Origin of the sequence: Nostoc sp. (genome assembly GCF_036919895.1) — a bacterium.
Lineage (GTDB): Bacteria > Cyanobacteriota > Cyanobacteriia > Cyanobacteriales > Nostocaceae > Nostoc.
Genome location: NZ_JBALBW010000032.1, coordinates 46,474 through 66,331, shown reverse-complemented (window position 1 = coordinate 66,331; position 19,858 = coordinate 46,474). Strand labels below are relative to the sequence as shown.

Here is a 19,858-nt window from a genome sequence, read left to right as displayed (position 1 = left end):
AGTTATAGTATCGATGGTATCTTTGCTGGAACAGCGCTTTTATCCCAAACCGAATAATTTTGCGATCGCAGGTAATAATTTATTAGTCGCTTCAACTAGGGATGCAACAACAGGTAAGCCTGTAAATATCCCTTTCAACATGGTGATTGCTGTTTTTGCCGTCTTCTGCTTAGTCGATTCTTGAGGACTTTTACCCGCTTCGGCTAAAGTCTTCACCTGTTCTAGTGCTTCGGCTTTGTCTTCTTCTGACAAATATGTGGACTGGATGATTGCATCTTGCAACTGCGACAATAATTCTTTAATTCCTGGTTTCTCGACATCTGGTGCATCAGGTAACTGATTGAGGGCAATACTCACGTTACCGCTAATGGTTCCTAGATTAGCAATAGAATTATTGCCAGCGATACCGCTAACATTACTGCTATCTTGAATATTGATGCCGCTAATATCTGACATATTTGTATCTCCTTGAGTATAAAATTTCGGCTGCTTGAGAGCAGTATCTACCATATTTTCTAAACTAATAATGCGCTTATCTTTTTCTACCAGCAATAATTGCTGACTCTGAGATAAAGCTTTGAGTTGATTATAATCGTCAAAATATTCTGCACTCAGTTGAGATTTATCGCTACCTGGGTTGGTTTTGGCTCTGAGCAAGATTTTATCATCGCCGCGTTTCTCCATTGCCACGATTTCTAACTCGGCTTCGGGATGGTTTTGGGCAAGGTTTTTGAAGGCGATCGCTACAGCGCGGGGGTCAACGCCTTGATTATGATAAAGGTCGAGGGTGTCAAAAATTGGTTTGATAAAGTCGGCAAAATCTCCGTCTGCAAATACCTCTTGTTTATTATCAGGTTTGCGGAGAGGATCGGGGTCTTCTTTGGTGGGTAAGCGCATGAAGACATATTCACACCTCACCCCATGCAATTTAGTTGTATGTGTAATGCCCCAATCTTCGATGTACGCGCCAGTGAGATTTGCACCTGTTAAATCTGTACCGTCTAGTTGCGTTTGCTTCAGCTTTGCTCTTGACAAATCGGCATCTTGCAAATTAGCTTCACTGAGATCGGTGCCAATAAAGCTGGCATCTGCTAGGTTAGCTTTTTGTAAGTTCACACCTCGGAGGTTTTGACGGTCAAAGTTTTTGTTCTGTCCTTGTCCTGTAATTACTAGCTTGCGTACTTGTGGTTTTTCAAGATAAGTTGCACTAACACGAGCACGATCAAGCCTTTTAGCTTGAAACCAGCAAGTATTAGTTACATTAGCATATCCAAAATTAGTGTTTTTCAGCGTCGCCGCAGTAAAATTAGCATTTGTTAGATCAGCTTTGTTAAAACTTGTACCACCCGTGTTATTGATAGCAGTCTTTAAACACTCGTCAGCTATTGCTATGGAAAAAGGCACAATACCAGCTTCAACGCTAGCTCTAGCTGTAGATATAATTGCGCCTCTAGAGCCAACTACAGCTAAGTATATAAACCCCAAAAATGCTAAAGCAACTGGCACACCACCAGCAAAACAACATTAAATATAGATATAGATATAGAGCCAGTTACAATTGCTGAAATAATCAAAGCCAAAACGAAAGCTATAGAACCAGCTATAGTTAAAACCAGATTTGCAGTCAGAGCAACAGCCCAGTTATATCTAGAAGCAACAATAGCTATGCTGATAACTACTAGTGAAGCTATTAGTAAAGCTACAATTACAGATTTTGATAGTGCGGATAAAACCAATAAGGCTGTTACTAATACTGCACCAATTGCCCAACTTCGTTGCAGTCCAGCTTGTGTATAACTGAAGTTTGCACCTGTTAAATTAGCATTAGTGAAGTTTGCCCCTCGGATATCGGCATAGCTAAAGTTTGCACCCGCAAGGTCTTGTCTACCTTTGAAGTTGCGTCCTCGGAGATTTTGACCGGAGAAGTCTAAAGCCATGTTCCACTTTATGGAGGTGAGCAAATTTTACTACACGCTCACCCCTGTAAATTCAGGAATGGTTAGATATATTTGTTCGTTGAGGATAAAAGGTGCAACTCCGAGGATAAAAGCTGCAATTTCGAGGATAAAAGGCGCAACTCCGAGGCTCAGAAGGTCATCGTTGAGCCTCAAAAGGTCAACGTCGAGGTTAAAAGCCGCAACTTCGAGGATAAAAGGTGCAACTTCGAGGGTTAAAGGCGCAATTTCGAGGCTCAGAAGGTCATCGTTGAGCCTCAAAAGGTCAACGTCGAGGTTCAGAAGGTCATCACTGAGGTTCAAAGGGTCATTGTTGAACTACAGCCACTAATTACCACTGTTCCATTATGAGATTATCTGCATAACTAAAATGCTTATCATTTGTAGCTAATCTCCAACCATGTTCAAGACATTTAACATTTATCATTTTCTGGGATTGGTCTGCCTTTGCACTTTCAGGTAAGGCGTGTTTGGGCGTAGGATGTAGCGGTTTCTCGTCCCATTGGTACTACAGCACAAGCCTCAATGAACTGTAAATAGCGAGTCAAGTTTTGCAAAGAACGGGCAGAATTTTCTGCTCCAAACAACAGTTTTGCAACAATAGGTAATGGCAGGACGATTGTTAGCAAGGCTATCACTCTTGCAACTGCGTAGCTTGCCGCCGTAGGCATCGCATTACCTTTGAGATAGCGAATAGCAAAGGAGGGAGTAAATCGACGGTAAAAAACATTAGATATAGAAATAAATCATTTGATGATATACCAAATACCGTTATTATTTTGACGTAAGACCTGGTATCTTTGCTCAACAAATTCCAGCATTTTGGGAAAATTTTCTTTGATTATAGTCTGGGGTTCATAATCAATAAAGATATAAGGAGGTTTTGATGACTCTAACTGATCTATAAGTCTTGGCCATTGTTCAGGCAGAAAATATTCAAGCGCCCAACCACGTAGTATTGTGGCTTGAATTCGACCAGATAAGTAGTAAATAGATGGATCGCCAGCTACATAAATATCACCAGCAAGACTTCCTGACTGAGAGATAAACTTAGCCTCTGAATGAAGAGATGGATATTTTTTTCTAAAGACAGTCTGATATTTTAATCGGGTATCTTCAGTTAAAGCAAAGTTATTGTCGATCAGGGTAACAGTCTTTTTGATCAGAGTGGATGATAAAGGTAATAACAATAAAAATATGAGCAAAATTGTCGGGATTAAAGACCTTAATTCTTTTAAAGAATCCCATAATATATCTAATCCTTTAGTTGCTAAAATCCCTATGGGTACAAACAATAGTAAATAATGGTATTCCCACAATGCTGCTCGTTGGAGAATAATAACACCCAAACCAAAAATACACCAAATAACAAGTAGCAAAGTCAATAGATTCTTAGACTTGTGCAAAGATACATATACTGCAACAGCAGCCATTAAAATTAAAGGGTAAAAATTCTGCAAAAACCATTTTATTCCCGAAATCAACTCAAGCTTATGAAATTCGGCTTTAGCAACAATAAGGGGTGGATAGATAAAAAATGTTTCATACACTATTGAAAAACTATTAACCCAGACAAAGTAGCTGGAAACGACTAAAAGAGGAAATATTACTCCTATAAAAACTGGCAAGCAAGTCTCTATAAATATTTTTTTAGTTCTCTCTCGTTTGATTAATAGAGAATACATAAATATAGTCAGCCAAAACGAAAGCAAGATCAGCAGAAAGAGGAATTTAAATAGGAGGACAATTCCCCCAATAAATCCTGACATTAAAAGTAGATAAAATTTTTGTTTACCTTCATTTTTAAAACACTTAAATGTTAGCCACAGACAAAGGAATAAAGGAAAGCCAACCAGTGCTTCTACTTGAGTAAGCTGCCAAGCACCTGAAACAATATAGTAAACACCAACTGTTAACAAAGGTACTAGACTTGCAATTATTTGATGCCGAAAATAGCTTTTTAGAGTTAGCTGCAATATTATCGAAAAAAATAACATGTAAATAAGTTCAAAGGCATGGATGCCAATCTCATCAAAACCAAACAAAGTACCGGCTAAAAAATAAAAGCAGAAAATTCCCGGCTGCTTAATATCCCAAAAATCACGATACAGTACCTTTCCTTGTTGCATTTCCCAAGCACCTAGCCTAAAAAATGCTTGATCTCCGTCAAACGGAAAAGGTAAATGCACAAGACCAATCATGACAATAATAATCAAAATTATAAAGTCAGTTTTATTTAATTTAGCAATACGAATCATGAAATTATTAATTTAAATGTAAGTGAATATATTGCAGTAGTTAACATCCTAACAAGATAACAGCAACTATGTCGCTTCTTCATCAATTATGATGTCTAAAAGCTCTAATAGCGAATAGCTATAAGTCTTTTGGTACTTAATTTTGTTCTTAACTTTGCTATGTTCTATCACACTTTTTAGACCTTGCAAAGGCTTGCGGTGTAATCGAAACTCTATCTTTATATATTGCTTTAATGAGTAGGTGGGTGCGAAAAAACTCAACTATGTAAAGATAGATAGAGTGGTGTAAAATCTAACCCGTTACTTTGGTAAATAGTGAAAAAGTGCTTACTAACTTCCAAATATCAAGCAAATATTTCAAAGATGATTTCGCAGGTCTTTTTCGCAATCGAGTTGTTTATCAGGTGGATGAAGAACAGCTATTGATTACTATTTAACTGATAGCCCATCACAGTAATGGATATCGGTAAGTGTATGTCTCAAGTATTAATGTGGATATAGACACAGCACAATAACTTGTATTACAGGAAAGACTAATGGAACGTTCAAAAATAATTGCTATTCTTACAGGTGCGATTTCAGTGATTTTAGCGATCGCTTACCTGATCCTAGTCCAACTGCTGGACTATCGGGACATGAAACCCGCCCCCATCAGCGAATTTGAGCAAGCGCCTGCAATTATTTCTGTTTTTTGGCAGATTGACAAAACTACTGAAGTGTAGATAATACTTAGCTGACTTGTCGAGACGCAATCAGTTGCGTCTCCGATCATTTGTGTCAATAAATAAAGTGGTTCGTTTTTTATCCTTCGGGGTAAGTCACAATCTTGTATATAAATTAAACTTGCACATTTGGGATGCTCCCCTTACTTTAGATTTAGAAATCTTGTTATTTCACAACTACCCATTGCGTTACAGTTGCCATTGCTCGCCAGCCCAAAAATTTACCAATAGGTTCAGCCCGTTGAATGGCAACACGAGTCAAATCGCCACCGACTTGTTCATGCCATTGAAATAAAGTTTGCTCGCCCTCTACTGTCACGACATTTGCCACCAAACGTCCACCCGGCTGCAATGCTTCCCAGCAAACATCCAAAAGTCCTGTTGCTGTTACCCCACCACCAATAAAAATCGCATCTGGTGCAGGTAAGTCTTTCAAGATATGGGGTGCTTTCCCTTCAATAATTTGTAGACTTGGAGTACCGAGAGTGGCAGCATTATCGGCAATATATAGTAGTCTAGATGAATTTTGTTCGATCGCGATCGCCCGACACCGAGCATTACTCCGCATCCATTCGATAGAAATTGAGCCACAACCCGCGCCAACATCCCACAATAATTTTCCCGGTGTGGGAGCCAAAGCTGCTAGGGTGATTGCCCTAACTTCACGTTTGGTTAACTGTCCATCGTGGTGGTAGGCGTTATCTGGTAGTCCTGGTAATCTTGGTAAAGCGATAACCCCAGCATCAGCAATACAATCAACTGCGATCGCATTCAAAGCAGCAATTTCAGTTTCACTCCAAGATGCAGCCGTACCTGACACAATTCTTTCATGAGTGCCACCCATGCGCTCTAATACGGTAATTTTGCTATCACCATAGCCACGATTTGTCAAAATCCCGGCAACAATGGCGGGTGTGTCCTTCCCTTCACTCAAAATCAACAGTCTCGCTTTTGGGTAAATGTAAGACTGGAGTAAGGAGGCTGGACGACCATTCAAACTCAAAGTTTCCACCTCATTTAAAGACCATCCCACCCTGGCACAGGCGAGGCTGAAGGCTGAAGGTGCGGGGATAATCGTCATTTCAGAGATGGGAATTCGCCGCATCAAAGTTACACCAATGCCATAACACATGGGATCGCCGCTTGCGAGTACGCAAATTGACTGACCCCGCCGCTGAATAATTTCGTCTATAGACGCGCTAATCGGGGATGTCCAGACTAGTTTTTCGCGTCGATCGTCTGTAGGAAGCATTGCCAAATGGCGATCGCCTCCGACAATTGCTTTAGCTTGAGTGATTAGGGAAAGAGCGATCGCGCTTAACCCCTGTAATCCATCTTCTCCAATCCCGACGATAGAAAGCCATTTCTCTGTCATGCTAATTCATGATTAATAACTAAGATTTGACGCTAATTCTAATTCTGAATTGGCGCGACGAGTCAAATCATAGCTTTTGCCAATTTGCTCATAAATAACTATTTATCGAATTTCTCACAATTTTTTAAAATAGTGAACAGTTATCAGTTTTGAGGGTTGTAGTAAGGAATTTAGTCCTTGAAAAATAAGGACTAAATTCCTGACTACGAACTCGATAGCTGATCTTAGTGTGATATTTCGCCAATAAACGATCGCTATTAAACCAGCGCGGCTGTTGCTTTCACAGCAAAAATTTTCTCAATCACATCTTCTACAACCTTATCTGGCGTAGAAGCACCAGAAGTAATTCCCACGACAATTTCACCATCAGGCAACCAGTTTTTTGTAGTCATTAATTGCCCATTTAATTGTCGATGTTCTATAGAATCTCCTGATTTAATTCGTTCAACAGTATCAATGTGATAAGAAGGAATTCCTCGCTCAAAAGCAATTTGTTGCAATTGAGTAGTATTCGATGAATTGAACCCACCAATTACTATCATTAAATCTAAATTATGTTCCACTAATTCCAACATTGCATCTTGCCGTTCTTGGGTGGCATCACAGATGGTATTGAAGCTTTGGAAATGCTGAGTTAACTCGGTGGGGCCATACTTCTGCAACATAGTCCGCTCAAAAAGTTTACCGATTTGCTCAGTTTCGTCTTTAAGCATCGTAGTCTGGTTAGCAATGCCAACTCTTTCTAAATCGCGATCGGGGTCAAATCCTGCTGAACAAGCTTTAGCAAATTTTGTCAGAAATTCTTCCCGGTTCCCACCATTGATAATATAGTCAGCAACATAAGCTGCTTCTTGCAAATTCAACACAATCAAATATTTGCCAGCAAAAGAACTAGTTGCGACTGTTTCTTCGTGCTTATATTTACCGTGAATTATTGATGTATAATCGATTTTTTTGTGCTTTTCTACTGTATTCCAAACTTTAGATACCCAAGGACAAGTCGTATCAACAATTTTGCAGCCTTTCTCGTGAAGGATCTGCATTTCTTGAACGCTAGCCCCAAAAGCGGGTAATATCACTACATCACCAGTGCCAACAACAGAAAAGTCTTTATTCTTTCCTTCAATGGGGATGAATTCAACTTCCATCTCCTGCATTCGCTGATTTACAGAAGGGTTGTGGATAATCTCGTTAGTAATCCAGATGTGTTCTGTGGGGAAGTGCTGACGAGTTTCGTAGGCCATGGCCACAGCCCGTTCTACACCCCAGCAAAAGCCAAAAGCTTGTGCTAGTCGGATTGTCACATCACCCCGTTGCAGAATGTAATTGCGATCGCGAATTTCTTGAATCAAGTTACTCTGATACTCAGATTGCAACTGGGTGGCAACTTCTGCTTGATGACCAAAGCCCTTGCGATTATAATTTTCTGAATGTTGCAGGCTGCGCTTAAAAGCTTTTGTATCCATTAGATTTGTCTACTTCAACCACTATTTTTTATTTTCTCGCGCCAAGCCGCGATTTATACAGAGTTGTATTCAAAGATATTACTTCTTTTTGTCCTTTAACCTTTTCCCCCCGAAGTCTGCTGAGACTGAGATTTTAATTCGATTTCGCCATAAATCTGCAATGCAGAACGCCAAACTATATAGCCTTCAGGACTTAAATGTAAGCCATCAGTAGTAAATTCACGCCGGAGATTTCCTTGTTTGTTGGTAAATAGGGGATATAAATCGAGATATTTGACACCTCTTTTGGTAGAAATACTTTGCAGTTGCTGATTCAACCCCTGAATGCGGCTATTGGTAACAGCTAACAGTTTATCTCGTCCTTTCCAGGTTGCTTCCTCTGCGGCATGTGGCAAAATTGATTGGACAACAATTTGCGCTGTGGGATGAGTCTTTCGGAGGTAATTGATAATTTGCCGTTGATTATCTAAAATTTCCCCATCGCTTATCCCCCGAATTAGATCGTTAATGCCAATCATCACAAAAATCACCTCTGGCTGGGTGCGGTCAAATATTTTCAATCTTTTCAATAGGCCATTGCTGGTTTCCCCAGAAATCCCTTGGTTGAGCCAATTTTTGCCTTCGGGTAATAACTCAGAGGGAAACCACAAACTCAGAGAATCTCCCGCCAGGATGGTTAAATGGGGAGTCCGTTGATCGGCTGCTACTTTGGCTTCTTGCTGGAGGATATCTACCCACTCTTGGTAAGTGAGTTGGTGACGGCGACCCAAATCAGGTGTAGCAATTTGGGTTGAGTTGTTTAGGCTGATTGGTTCTGGGGATGTTATTATCCCAAAAAAAGCGGCCAATCTCTGCTGTTGCCAGATTAGCAGGATGACCGCCAACATTAGGATGCCGTTGGTTAACAGCGAGAAAAATGCCCAGATAGGGAAGGTTTTTGCAGAAGTAGACACGACTAGCGAAATTTACTAATTATTTGAATCAAATTTTAACGCTAGCGATCGCAAATCAGCCCAATTTTGGATTTTTCTTTCAATCCAAAATTGAATAACTCGGCCCTCCTAAATGGGACGATCGCCAAACTCGGAGTTGTAACCTTCTTCACCGTGTTCGTTGATATCCAAACCTTGCAATTCAGCTTCCTCTTTGACACGCAGTCCGACTGTAGCATCGAGAACCTTGAGAATAATCCACGTACCAACACCTGCGATCAGATAGGCAACGGCAATTGCTGCTAGTTCAACTCCCAATTCACCAAAATTACCACGCAGTACTCCGTCTTTACCTCCCCCGTTAACTTGAGTTGTGGCAAAGATGGCCGTTAAAATTGCCCCCACTGTACCACCAACCCCATGTACGGGAAATGTATCTAAAGCATCGTCAATTTGCAGCTTATGCTTGAAACTCACAGCGTAGAAGCAAACAAAGGCGGTGATGAAACCAACTAAAATCGCTGATAGCGGTGTGACAAATCCGGCGGCGGGGGTGATGCCGACTAAACCAGCAACGGCTCCTGTAGCTGCTCCCACAGCTGTCGGTTTACCTCGTAAAACTGCTTCCAAAATTAGCCACATTAAAGCTGCCGCAGCCGCCGCAGTATTGGTGGCAACAAAGGCTGTTGTTGCTAAATTTGTTGTTAAGTTCCCAGAAGTTCCACTGGCGACAGATAGGGCGCTACCAGCGTTGAAACCGAACCAGCCAAACCAGAGTAAGCCAGCACCCAGCAAGATGAAAGGAACGTTGTGTGGGGGACTAAGGCGATCGGGATGGGTTTTCCGAGGGCCAAGAACGATCGCTGCTACCAAAGCTGAAACGCCAGAACTAATATGAACTACTGTGCCACCTGCAAAGTCGAGGGCACCCAATCCACCGTATAAACCCAAGAATCCACCTTTCGCCCATACCATGTGGGCTAGGGGGGCGTAAACAAAGGTTGACCACAGCAGCACAAACAGACAATAAGCGCGGAAACTCATCCGCTCAACGAGCGCCCCAGAAATTAAGGCTGGGGTGATAATGGCAAACATGGCTTGATAAATCGTGAATGCCTGGTGGGGAATCGTTCCGGCATAAGAGACGACATCAGCATATTTGGGGTCTCCTGCTTTCAGGACATCTTCATAAGGCAGATGCGGCAAGTAGCCTTGAGTCTCTAAACCGACACCGTTCAACCCAAACCATTGCAACCCACCAATAAAGGGCAACCCTGGTGCAAAGGAAAGACTATAACCCCAAAGAATCCAGGTAACTCCCACGATCGCCATCAACACAAAGCTCATCATCAATGTGTTTAGGATATTGCGCGATCGGACAAATCCACCATAGAAAAACGCTAATCCTGGTGTCATTAACAGCACAAGTGCTGCTGAAATCAGCATAAATGCCGTATCTCCAGTATCAGCAGCAGGCACAGCCGCTGGTGTTTGGGCAAAAGCATTGCCCATCAGCGGCCCTCCCAAAAAGAGTAGGGTGATAACCCCAATCATCACAACTTTTTTCAACACTTCTTTTTCTTCCTAAACACCAATAATTTGTATACTTAACTACATTTGATTACTTCTGTCCGCACATTTTTGTCTTTAAAGTTACTTAAGTGGAGTTTTCTGGAAATGTTAACAAAAATATAATCCTGATTGTTAAAGCTAACTGGCAAAGTCTGTCATTTGTCATTAGTAAGGGCTTTAAGCCTGTTTATATTTCGTAACATTCTTGGGGGTTTTTCGCGCTAACTTACTTAGTTGCCAAGATTGAAATCAGGGTATGGTGTGAAATTTACATCTTTTTTTTTGAAGAATAGCATTTTATGGAACCGCTACAAAATCACCAATTTTTAGTTACCTACTGTTACAAACCAAGATACTTGTGAGACTTTACAATATTTGTGAATTCTCAGAGAATTTACATAAATATGTTGTGAATTATTTTGATATCTTTCGTACAAGCGCATTTTTACTTAAATAAATGCGCTTGTACGATTAGTTGCAAAAAAACTTTGCGATTTGGCGTGAGGTTATTATCTGTTTAAAAGGGAATAATATAAAAGTTATTGGTCGAAAATAATTTAGTACTTTTACTTAAGTTCTGGGTGCAAACATGATAATTAAAACACCTACCAAAGCTAAACAAGCTCCTATTAGCTCGTAGCGGTCTGGAGTTACCCCGTCTACCTTCCAACCCCAAAGCATTGCCATTACAATAAACACACCGCCGTAAGCCGCATACACTCTGCCAAAATTTGCCGATTGGAGAGTTGCAATCACCCCATAGAAGGCTAAAGCCATTCCCCCCAATATGCCCCACCAGAATGGCTTGTCTTCGCGTAACCACAACCAGATTAGGTAGCTACCCCCAATTTCAAATAAACCAGCCCAGAAAAAATACAGCAGAGACTTAATCATTACGATCGATTTTTTAATCAGGTCGAACTCAGTAAAATTACGCTAACGCTTTTAACTAAACTATTGTCATTAATTAAAGTAAGTTTGTTGAACAAATTGGTTACTGGGGACTGGCGACTGGCGACTGGCGACTGGCGACTGGGTACTAAGGAATGGGGAGAAACAAGATAAGGACTTCTTTTTTATTTAATAATTCCCCCTAACCCCCAATCTCCAGTCCCTAATCCCCATTCCCTAATCCCCCAGAATGTAGATAAGGCTTAAGGATGAAAGCACCATTACCTGATAACGAAGCACAGAGAATCGAGACGCTTTTGGAGTATAAGATTCTCGATACGCCACCTGAAGCCGCTTTTGACGACCTCACCCGTTTAGCATCGTATATTTGTCAGACTCCTATTGCCTTAATTAGCTTAATTGATACAAATCGCCAGTGGTTCAAGTCAAAAGTCGGCTTAGATGCTCTAGAAACACATCGAAATTTGGCATTCTGTGCCCATGCCATTCTACAGCCTGATGTTTTTGTTGTGCCTGATGCAACAGATGATGAACGGTTCGCCACCAACCCACTAGTAACATCTGACCCAAATATTCGCTTTTATGCTGGCGTACCTCTGACTAATCCAGAGGGATATGCGTTGGGAACCCTGTGTGTAATTGACTACGTACCACGCGAACTTACCCCAGATCAGATAGAGGCATTACGAACATTAGGTCGTCAAGTCATCAAGCAACTGGAATTACGCCGAAATTTAGCAAGTTTGGTACTTGCGACTAAAAAAGGCAAGCAGGCACAGAAGGTAAGCAAAGGATTTTTTAAAAAGATTGCGGCAGGTTTTGGTCTAGCGTCAGTAATTTTAGTTTTGATTGGTGTAGTTTCCTATCAAAATACAAGAGTATCTATTAATAATCGCAGTATAGTAAAAAATACTTATAAAAAAATCAACACCCTAGAAGAACTACTATCTCAGATCAAGGATGCGGAGACTGGGCAACATAATTATATTCTCACTGGCAAAGAAAATTATCTAAAACCTTATCAAGAAGCAGTTGCCAACATCGATCGAGAAATTGCCAAACTAAAAAATTTATCTACAGATCAACCAAACCAAGAAAAGCAGATTTCAACCCTTGAATCACTGATTACAGCTAAACTTGCTGAACTAAAACAGACTATTGACTTACGCCAAAATAAGGGATTAGAGGCGGCGTTGCAGGTACTACTGACAGATAAAAGTCAAAATCTCATGGATGATATCCGCAAGGTGAGCAATGAGATAGAGAATGAGGAAAGGGAGCGGCATCAGCAACTTTCACAAGCAGCAAAAGCTTGGACTCGCAAAACAACTGTGACAATTGCGATCGCTATTTGCCTAAGTTTTATCGTTCTTGTTGTAGTTTACTACTTTATCTATCGTGAAGTCACTGAGCGCAAAAGGACAGAAGAAACCTTAAATCATGAACGCAATTTTATCTCAGCAGTCCTTGATACAGCCAGCGCGTTGGTAATAGTTCTCGATTCTCAAGGGCAAATCGTTCGTTTCAATCAAGCTTGTGAGCAAATAACGGGTTACTCCTTCGATGAGGTGAGGGGTAGGTATTTCTGGAACTTGCTCTTACTTCCTGAAGAAGTAGAGTCAGTTAAAGCAGTTTTTGAGGAATTGCTAAATGGTAGAGGCTTTCTGGAGAAAGAGAACCATTGGGTAATGAAGGATGGTAGTCGCCGACTAATTGCCTGGTCGAATACCTTTTTAAAAGACTACGAAGGGTCAGTGGAATACATCGTTGGCACTGGTACTGACATCACCGATCGCAAGCGATCGCAACAGCAGCTAATTGCACAATATGCTGCAACCCGCGTTTTGGCAGAGTCCACAACGATCGGCGAGGCTACCCCCCAAATCTTACAAGGAATCTGTGAGAGTTTGGGATGGGATTTAGGGGAAATTTGGATGGTGGATCGGCAAGCAAATGTGCTGCGTCTTTTGGACATCTGGCATAAAGCCTCCCTTGAGGTGCAAGAATTTACAGCACTGAAACGGCAAACCACCTTTATAAAAGGAGTTGGACTACCTGGGCGTGTCTGGGCTAATTCTGAACCTGTTTGGCTTAGTGATATCGTCAAGGATCTGAATTTCCCTCACTTCCAAATCGCCGATCGAGTAGGATTACACGCCGCTTTCGGTTTTCCAATCCGCAGTGGTAACAAAATCTTCGGTGTGATTACCTGCTTCAATCGTGAAGTCCAACCACCCGATCCAGATTTAGCCAAAACGATGAATTCTATCGGTGAGCAAGTAGGGCAGTTTATTCAAAGGAAACAGGCTGAAGAGGAATTGCAACGCCAAAATTTGCGATCGCAACTATTCACCGAAATCACCCTTAAGATTCGCCAGTCTTTGCAAATCGAAGAAATTCTCCAAATTACTGTCGAAGAGGTACAAAAGATTCTCCAGACTGACCGAGTTTTGATTTATCAGCTTTTACCAGATGAATCTGCAACCACGATCACGGAAGCAGTAGTTTCTGGCTTACCGACAATCAAGGAGCAAAACATCTCCGGCCCATACTTTAGAGCAGAATATCTCCAGCAGTACTATCTACAGCAGTACCGTCAAGGACGGATTTTCGGGCTGGCTGAATTGGATCTGCTGGAACTCCAACAAAGCAATCTGGAATTGTTACAGCAGTTTGGAGTCAAAGTTAATCTGGTTGTACCCATACTTGTCAAAGACGAACTTCGCGGTTTGCTTATAGTCCATCAGTGTGATGATTCTCACCAATGGTCTAGTTTTGAAACCGATCTTTTGCGGCAAATAGCCGACCAAGTAGGTATTGCCTTAGCCCAAGCCCAACTATTAGCAGCAGAAACTCGTCAGCGACAAGAACTTGAAATTGCCCGTCGCCAAGCTGAATTAGCTTCTCAGACTAAAAGTGCCTTTTTAGCAAACATAAGTCATGAAATTCGCACTCCGATGAATGCTGTTTTGGGGATGACCAGTTTGGTATTAGATACTCCCTTAGACGCAGAACAGCGAGATTTTATTGAAACAATTCGGATTAGTGGAGACGCTCTTTTAAGTTTAATCAATGAGATTTTGGATCTTTCCAAACTGGAAGTTGGAGAGATGGCTCTAGAAACTCTAGATTTTGACCTATCTACTTGTGTTGAAGAACTGTTAGATTTATTGGCTCCCTCAGCCCATAATAAAGGATTGGAAATTGCCGCACTAATCGATCGCAATGTCCCCATCTACCTCAAAGGGGATGCTGGTAGACTGCGGCAAATTCTGATGAACTTGATGAGCAACGCTATTAAGTTCACTAGCAGTGGTGAAGTATTTGTGGAAGCAGAATTATCTTCCCTTTCCTCGACTACAGCCACCATTCATTTTGCCATCACTGATACAGGTCTTGGTATTAGCCCTGAAGACCAACGCAAACTCTTTATGCCATTTACTCAAGTGGATGCTTCTACCACTCGTAAGTATGGTGGTACTGGTTTAGGATTAGCCATCTGTAAACAACTGGTGACTTTAATGGGAGGATTAATTGGGGTAGAAAGTCAGATGGGGAAAGGATCTAAGTTTTGGTTTGAAGTCCCTTTTGCCAAGCAACTTGACCCTGTTTTACCAAAATGCGAAGACGGGCTTTTGAACAATCGTCGCTTGTTAGTGGTAGATAGCAATGCTACTAATTGCAAAATTGTCTACCATCAAGCTACTAGGTGGGGAATGCAGGTAGATCGAGTTGACAGTATTCCTGCTGCCCTAAAAGCTATTCAAGAAGCTTGTGAGCAGAGGAAGTCCTATGATGTCGTCTTGGTTGATATGCAGGTGCCTCAAACAAATGGCATGACTTTAGAAGAACAAATTAAAGCCAATTCTGCAATTGCTGAGATCCCTTTGATTGTGCTTACCTCTATCGATCAACGCGCTCAAGTGCAACGGGCGCTGAAAGTAGGATTTGCTGCTTATTTAGTCAAACCCCTTAAGCCATCTCGACTCCTTGATACTATTATGACTATTCTAAAAACTCAGCCGGAAGCGGAACAAGGGGCTAGAGACTTAAGGCTAGATGCTACTAAAGAAATTGTAAGTACAGAAACTTCCAGCATTCTTAATTCTTCCGTTAATGCCTCTACTAAATCTAAGTTAAGAATTCTCTTAGCTGAAGACAATTTAGTGAATCAAAAAGTAGCCTTAAAGCAACTCCAGAGTTTGGGCTACAAAGCTGATGTCGTTGCCAATGGCAAGGAAGTCTTGGAGTTATTAGAAAAAATTCCTTACGATTTGATTTTAATGGATTGCCAAATGCCAATTCTTGATGGTTTAGAAACTACAAAAGAAATTCATCGTTGGCAAAAGGATATTTTTGCTCTGCGTCGTCGTCCTGTGGTAATTGCAATGACGGCTAATGCAATGAAAGAAGACGAACAAATGTGTCTCAATGCAGGAATGGATGACTATCTGAGTAAGCCAGTATTTAAAGAAAAATTAGCTGCGACTCTAGAGCATTGGACAGGTGTGATCTGCTCACAACAAGAAGCAGTTGTGTATGAACAGACAGTTACCAGCACAAACAAAGGCACTGTTGACCTAGCAATTGATTGGGAACACTTGCATCGAATATCGGGAAATGACGCAGAATTTGAATTAAGTTTATTGCAAGTATGCGTTGAAGATATTAAACCCCGTTTAGAGATAATTATTGCAGCGATCGCGGCTGATGACTTTGGACAAATTGTGCGAGAAACTCATCATCTCAAAGGGGCGAGTACCAACATTGGAGCCAGAGGTATGTATCTAGCGGCTGACAAACTAGAAAAATTAGCTTACCATCAACAGCTTAGAGATGCTAATAACTTAATTTTAGAGTTAAAAGAATTTGTCAACTCCATTGAAGATTTTTTAATAAGAAGTAATTCAGGAGTCAGGGGTCAATAGTTTTGTTTTGCATGAAGCAGTAGTGGATATATTTTATACCTGGCTTACTTGGAAACTACTGTAAAATGCAAAAACTGCCTTGATATATACGTACCAGGATAATATTATACAAATGTTTCCAAGATTTTCGTAAAAAAATCTGCATCTAATCTTCCAATATCTCCAGCAACACTAGACGACAGGTTTGCTGATATAGTAACTGATACCGTCGGTACTTGACGATTTATCATTATTCAAGAGGTCTTATGAAACGCTTAATCTACATCATCCCTGTTACCGCAATTGGTTTACTGACATTGGTCGGATGCAACAGCGATCAAAAATCTACTACCCAGACTCCTGCTACCACTGAAACAACTGCGGCGACAACAGGATCAAAAACTCCTGTTGCTACACAGGGAGGTTTTGATACTTTGGTCGGTGTAGTTTCAAGTACAAAAACTGCGGTTCAAGCTGGAAAATTTGATATAGCTCAACAGGAATTTAATAAGTTTGAAAACGCTTGGTCTAAGGTTGAGGATGGTGTCAAAACTAAATCTTCAAAAACCTATAATGTAATCGAAGATACTGCGACCCAGGTGAAGGGTTCGCTGAAAGCTAAAGATAAAGCGAAATCTCTTAAAGGGTTACAAACGCTCAACACAAATATCGCCACGGTTTCTAAGTAATATCATGTCCGCTAAATTACCCATAAGAAAAGAACCCCACCCCTTAATCCCCTCCCCGCAAGCGGGGAGGGGAGACAAAGTTATGCTTTGGCGGGGTGGGGTTCTTCGGGTCTAATAAGCAATCAAGCGGACATGATATAAGAAGTGAGAACCACGAATTAGCAGTTTTTTCAACGAAGATCGGCGAGAATCCGACTCTTTTAATGGATGTCCAACGATAGCCGCCCGCCGATTTAGTCATTAGTCAAAAGTCATTGCTACTAATGACTTTTGACTAACAATATAATGACTTTGATTTTCCCAGGAGATTTTGGATAATGCGTTCATTTCGCAAATACCACCGGACTCTAGCGATTATTTTGGCTTTACCGCTTGCTTTAACATTATTAACTGGTATTGCAGTTACGCTGGTAGGTGAATGGTCAGCTAACCTTGGAGTTCCTCGTAGTCTACTGCTTTCGATTCATCGTGGTGAAATCTTCGGTTTAGAGGGAATCTACCCGATTTTGAACGGACTAGGGCTATTGGGGTTGTTGGTTACTGGATTAAGTATGACTAGTTTGTTTGGTAAGAAAAAGCCAAAATCTGGAAATAATTAGTTAAGAGCGATCGCAATCTTTTAAAGTATAAAAACAAGTAAGTTCCCCTGCGATCGCAAAGAATCCAAAGGAAAAATCAATCAAAAAGCCTTACTTTTAACATACATCTTTTTTCCCCTCTTGCAAAAGCTACTTTTGCAAGAGACTCCATAAGTTGCACCCACAAGGAGCAATGAAATATTTCCTCTCCCTGCGCCCGATTCCCTCACTAAATCGAAATTCCATAGAATTTGGACAGACATAACTTTTTCAATTCTTTGACAAGCTCCTGTCACATCAAGCTCTTAATTTTAAAATATTAGTCTTGGCGAAATAATAGTTATACATGACAAGAATCAGAAAATATTTCCCAATTCTTTACTTTTACCTTTGAAAGTAAAGTTGCAAACCGATTGCACTCATAAGTAAAGTTAGCGCCTTAATTATCAAAAATCAGAATTTCAGTCTAATTTCATTTCTGAATGTCATACTAATTATGTCAGATTGAAATTTCTTTCCCTCTAAAGCAACAAGTATTTCTCAAAGTTCAAATAACTATGAATAATCTATCTTACCAGCCTCTAAAAAATGAAAAACCTTTATCTACTGTTGATGCAGTGCGGACTTATCTTCACGAGATTGGACGTATACCTTTATTGACTAATGAGCAAGAGATTAATTTTGCCAAGCAAGTTCAAAAGATGATGGCTTTACTGGCTGCAAAAGAAAAATTAGCTATTCAATTAAAACGTCAGCCAACACAACAAGAGTGGATTGAAAATACAAATATCGGTGAAAATTCACTGCTGCAACAGCTAGCTCAGGGACATCAAGCCAAGCAGAAAATGATTAAAGCTAACCTGCGGCTTGTAGTATCTATTGCTAAAAAGTATCAAAGACATAACCTAGATTTTCTCGACTTAATTCAAGAAGGAAGTTTAGGTTTAGAGCGAGGAGTTGAAAAATTTGACCCTACGAAAGGATATAAATTTTCAACTTATGGCTATTGGTGGATTCGTCAGGCAATTACACGAGCGATCGCCGAACAAGGACGTACTATCCGCTTGCCTATTCATATTACAGAAAAACTTAACAAAATCAAGCGGATTCAACGCGAACTAACTCAAAAGTTAGGTCGTACTCCGACAGCAGTTGATATCGCTGAAGAACTATCTTTAGATCCAAAACAAATTCGAGATTATTTACTCTTAGCACGTCAACCTGTCTCGCTAGAATTACGAGTTGGCTCAGAAAAAGATATAGAATTACAAGATATGTTGGAGGATGATGGACTGTCTCCAGAATTATACGCTGACCAAAAATTTCTCCAACAAAATCTTCAAACTTTATTGTCAAAATTAAATCCCCAACAACGAGAAATATTAACTTTACGTTTTGGTTTAACAGATGATAATGAACTTTCTTTAGCTGAGATTGGTCAACGTATGGGTATTAGTCGAGAACGAGTGCGACAGATAGAGCAACAAGCTTTGGGTAGTCTAAGAAGACATAAGGATAAGATACACAGCTATCTATAGTAATCCGATTTGATTCCTGTTCGCGTAGCGTGGCGTAGCCATAATTATCTGCGTAGGTAGGGAACAGGGAATAGGGAACTCTTAACAGAAAAGAAGGGTATAGATGTGTACTGAATCTTGTTCAAAAATCAAATCTGAGTCCTATAGCTAATTTCGTAATTCGTCATGACGCTCGTTCGCGCCAGCGTGCCGTAGGCAAGACTCGCTAACGTAATTCGTAATGGGGATTTATACCCTGCGACAAAACTTACTGCTTGTTAGTTGCTCTTTAATTAAACTCGCATAATTTTATAAATTCTGATAATCGCAATCTATAAAAATAGAGATTGAACAGTCAGATCCTTCTGGGTAATGCTGAAGTTACGCTGTTCTGCTGTGGTAATGAATGAAACGATCGCCTCACACGCCACAGCAACAGTTAACATCACCAGGTTTCGCGCCAACGGATAATCACAGACATCATCATTCACTTCAGAAGGAACGCGATAAACGTCATTCCAAATAACTTCTGCATAATCAGCCGATAGTCCAGCATGAAGACAAGGTATGCTTAATTGTTCAGCATAATCTTTCACTGCTTGACGTGCCACACTATTATCAAAGACATCGACAATTAACTGGCTGTCTTTGAGTAATTGAGTTGTATTTGCTGGTGTTAACTCCTTTGTCTTAGCATCAACTTTAGTACCAATTGCTCGGTATAAATTGTTTGCCAAAATCTTCGCCTTGAACGCTCCCACATCAGAACGGTAGTAAGGCTGAGTTGAAAGGTTACGTTCTTCAATGCGATCGCGATCTATGACTGTAAGTTTATCAAAACCAGACCGAGCTAAGTTTTCTGCAATGTTAGCTCCTAATGCCCCAGCACCACAAATGGTTACAGGATAGTTTTTCAGCTTTGTCATTACAGCATTGGTGCGGTAAAGCTGTTCGTGAAAAAAGATGCTCATTGTT

16 protein-coding genes are annotated in these 19,858 nt (G+C 40.7%); 5 read left to right on the top strand and 11 right to left on the bottom strand.

Translation table 11 applies throughout. The annotated features are described in order from the left end of the window. Positions 1-39 precede the first annotated feature (39 nt). The 5 genes from V7K55_RS06210 to V7K55_RS06190 all read right to left on the bottom strand — a co-directional run bounded on the left by V7K55_RS06210 (position 40) and on the right by V7K55_RS06190 (position 4,213). Positions 40-1,506 (bottom strand): pentapeptide repeat-containing protein, encoded by a 1,467-nt coding sequence (locus V7K55_RS06210; RefSeq protein ID WP_334829260.1) that lies wholly within the window; start codon positions 1,504-1,506, stop codon positions 40-42. Continuing rightward, complete coding sequence (locus V7K55_RS06205) at positions 1,491-1,937, bottom strand: pentapeptide repeat-containing protein (RefSeq protein ID WP_334829258.1); 447 nt, start codon at positions 1,935-1,937, stop codon at positions 1,491-1,493. The genes V7K55_RS06210 and V7K55_RS06205 overlap by 16 nt, the downstream gene beginning before the upstream one ends. Positions 1,938-1,967: 30 nt before the next feature. Next, positions 1,968-2,258, bottom strand: coding sequence for a hypothetical protein (locus V7K55_RS06200; RefSeq protein WP_334829256.1), 291 nt, complete (start codon positions 2,256-2,258; stop codon positions 1,968-1,970). A gap of 152 nt (positions 2,259-2,410) precedes the next feature. Then, positions 2,411-2,626, bottom strand: a complete 216-nt coding sequence (locus V7K55_RS06195) for a hypothetical protein (protein ID WP_334829254.1) — start codon at positions 2,624-2,626, stop codon at positions 2,411-2,413. Between the two features lie 75 nt (positions 2,627-2,701). Beyond that, positions 2,702-4,213 carry a hypothetical protein gene (locus V7K55_RS06190; protein ID WP_334829253.1) on the bottom strand — a complete coding sequence of 504 codons (1,512 nt, stop codon included), beginning with the start codon at positions 4,211-4,213 and terminating at the stop codon, positions 2,702-2,704. Between the two features lie 536 nt (positions 4,214-4,749). Here V7K55_RS06190 and V7K55_RS06185 point away from each other — a divergent pair. After that, positions 4,750-4,935, top strand: coding sequence for a hypothetical protein (locus V7K55_RS06185; RefSeq protein ID WP_334829251.1), 186 nt, complete (start codon positions 4,750-4,752; stop codon positions 4,933-4,935). Positions 4,936-5,101: 166 nt separating this feature from the next. Here V7K55_RS06185 and cbiE read toward each other — a convergent pair whose 3' ends face one another. The 5 genes from cbiE to V7K55_RS06160 all read right to left on the bottom strand — a co-directional run bounded on the left by cbiE (position 5,102) and on the right by V7K55_RS06160 (position 11,174). Beyond that, on the bottom strand, positions 5,102-6,310 hold the full coding sequence (cbiE, locus tag V7K55_RS06180) for a precorrin-6y C5,15-methyltransferase (decarboxylating) subunit CbiE (protein WP_334829249.1): 1,209 nt from the start codon (positions 6,308-6,310) through the stop codon (positions 5,102-5,104). Between the two features lie 257 nt (positions 6,311-6,567). Further along, entirely contained in the window at positions 6,568-7,776 is a 1,209-nt protein-coding gene (locus tag V7K55_RS06175) for a 4-hydroxy-3-methylbut-2-enyl diphosphate reductase (RefSeq protein ID WP_334829247.1), read from the bottom strand. Between the two features lie 95 nt (positions 7,777-7,871). Continuing rightward, on the bottom strand, positions 7,872-8,729 hold the full coding sequence (locus V7K55_RS06170) for an SGNH/GDSL hydrolase family protein (protein WP_334829245.1): 858 nt from the start codon (positions 8,727-8,729) through the stop codon (positions 7,872-7,874). A gap of 108 nt (positions 8,730-8,837) precedes the next feature. Continuing rightward, positions 8,838-10,262 carry an ammonium transporter gene (locus V7K55_RS06165; protein ID WP_442949070.1) on the bottom strand — a complete coding sequence of 475 codons (1,425 nt, stop codon included), beginning with the start codon at positions 10,260-10,262 and terminating at the stop codon, positions 8,838-8,840. 588 nt (positions 10,263-10,850) lie between these two features. Next, positions 10,851-11,174, bottom strand: coding sequence for a YnfA family protein (locus V7K55_RS06160; RefSeq protein WP_334829242.1), 324 nt, complete (start codon positions 11,172-11,174; stop codon positions 10,851-10,853). 266 nt (positions 11,175-11,440) lie between these two features. Here V7K55_RS06160 and V7K55_RS06155 point away from each other — a divergent pair, with 266 nt between their 5' ends. From V7K55_RS06155 to V7K55_RS06140, 4 genes are all read left to right on the top strand, one after another. Further along, positions 11,441-16,120: a GAF domain-containing protein gene (locus tag V7K55_RS06155; RefSeq protein ID WP_334829240.1), complete on the top strand. Its 4,680-nt coding sequence runs from the start codon at positions 11,441-11,443 to the stop codon at positions 16,118-16,120. Between the two features lie 245 nt (positions 16,121-16,365). Continuing rightward, positions 16,366-16,788: a DUF4363 domain-containing protein gene (locus V7K55_RS06150; protein WP_334829238.1), complete on the top strand. Its 423-nt coding sequence runs from the start codon at positions 16,366-16,368 to the stop codon at positions 16,786-16,788. Positions 16,789-17,105: 317 nt separating this feature from the next. After that, positions 17,106-17,387: a peptidase gene (locus V7K55_RS06145; protein ID WP_334829236.1), complete on the top strand. Its 282-nt coding sequence runs from the start codon at positions 17,106-17,108 to the stop codon at positions 17,385-17,387. Between the two features lie 536 nt (positions 17,388-17,923). Beyond that, complete coding sequence (locus tag V7K55_RS06140; RefSeq protein WP_334829234.1) at positions 17,924-18,904, top strand: RNA polymerase sigma factor, RpoD/SigA family; 981 nt, start codon at positions 17,924-17,926, stop codon at positions 18,902-18,904. Positions 18,905-19,215: 311 nt separating this feature from the next. On the opposite strand, the gene V7K55_RS06135 is transcribed toward V7K55_RS06140, so the two are convergent. Further along, complete coding sequence (locus tag V7K55_RS06135; RefSeq protein ID WP_334829232.1) at positions 19,216-19,854, bottom strand: HesA/MoeB/ThiF family protein; 639 nt, start codon at positions 19,852-19,854, stop codon at positions 19,216-19,218. Positions 19,855-19,858 lie beyond the last annotated feature (4 nt).

What these genes read in the sequence shown, in the direction of transcription:
- V7K55_RS06205 (WP_334829258.1), bottom strand. Translation starts at nt 1,937, where the DNA reads ATGGCTTTAGACTTCTCCGGTCAAAATCTCCGAGGACGCAACTTCAAA.
- V7K55_RS06195 (WP_334829254.1), bottom strand. Translation starts at nt 2,626, where the DNA reads ATGCCTACGGCGGCAAGCTACGCAGTTGCAAGAGTGATAGCCTTGCTA.
- V7K55_RS06190 (WP_334829253.1), bottom strand. Translation starts at nt 4,213, where the DNA reads ATGATTCGTATTGCTAAATTAAATAAAACTGACTTTATAATTTTGATT.
- V7K55_RS06185 (WP_334829251.1), top strand. Translation starts at nt 4,750, where the DNA reads ATGGAACGTTCAAAAATAATTGCTATTCTTACAGGTGCGATTTCAGTG.
- cbiE (WP_334829249.1), bottom strand. Translation starts at nt 6,310, where the DNA reads ATGACAGAGAAATGGCTTTCTATCGTCGGGATTGGAGAAGATGGATTA.
- V7K55_RS06175 (WP_334829247.1), bottom strand. Translation starts at nt 7,776, where the DNA reads ATGGATACAAAAGCTTTTAAGCGCAGCCTGCAACATTCAGAAAATTAT.
- V7K55_RS06165 (WP_442949070.1), bottom strand. Translation starts at nt 10,262, where the DNA reads ATGATTGGGGTTATCACCCTACTCTTTTTGGGAGGGCCGCTGATGGGC.
- V7K55_RS06160 (WP_334829242.1), bottom strand. Translation starts at nt 11,174, where the DNA reads ATGATTAAGTCTCTGCTGTATTTTTTCTGGGCTGGTTTATTTGAAATT.
- V7K55_RS06155 (WP_334829240.1), top strand. Translation starts at nt 11,441, where the DNA reads ATGAAAGCACCATTACCTGATAACGAAGCACAGAGAATCGAGACGCTT.
- V7K55_RS06150 (WP_334829238.1), top strand. Translation starts at nt 16,366, where the DNA reads ATGAAACGCTTAATCTACATCATCCCTGTTACCGCAATTGGTTTACTG.
- V7K55_RS06145 (WP_334829236.1), top strand. Translation starts at nt 17,106, where the DNA reads ATGCGTTCATTTCGCAAATACCACCGGACTCTAGCGATTATTTTGGCT.
- V7K55_RS06140 (WP_334829234.1), top strand. Translation starts at nt 17,924, where the DNA reads ATGAATAATCTATCTTACCAGCCTCTAAAAAATGAAAAACCTTTATCT.
- V7K55_RS06135 (WP_334829232.1), bottom strand. Translation starts at nt 19,854, where the DNA reads ATGAGCATCTTTTTTCACGAACAGCTTTACCGCACCAATGCTGTAATG.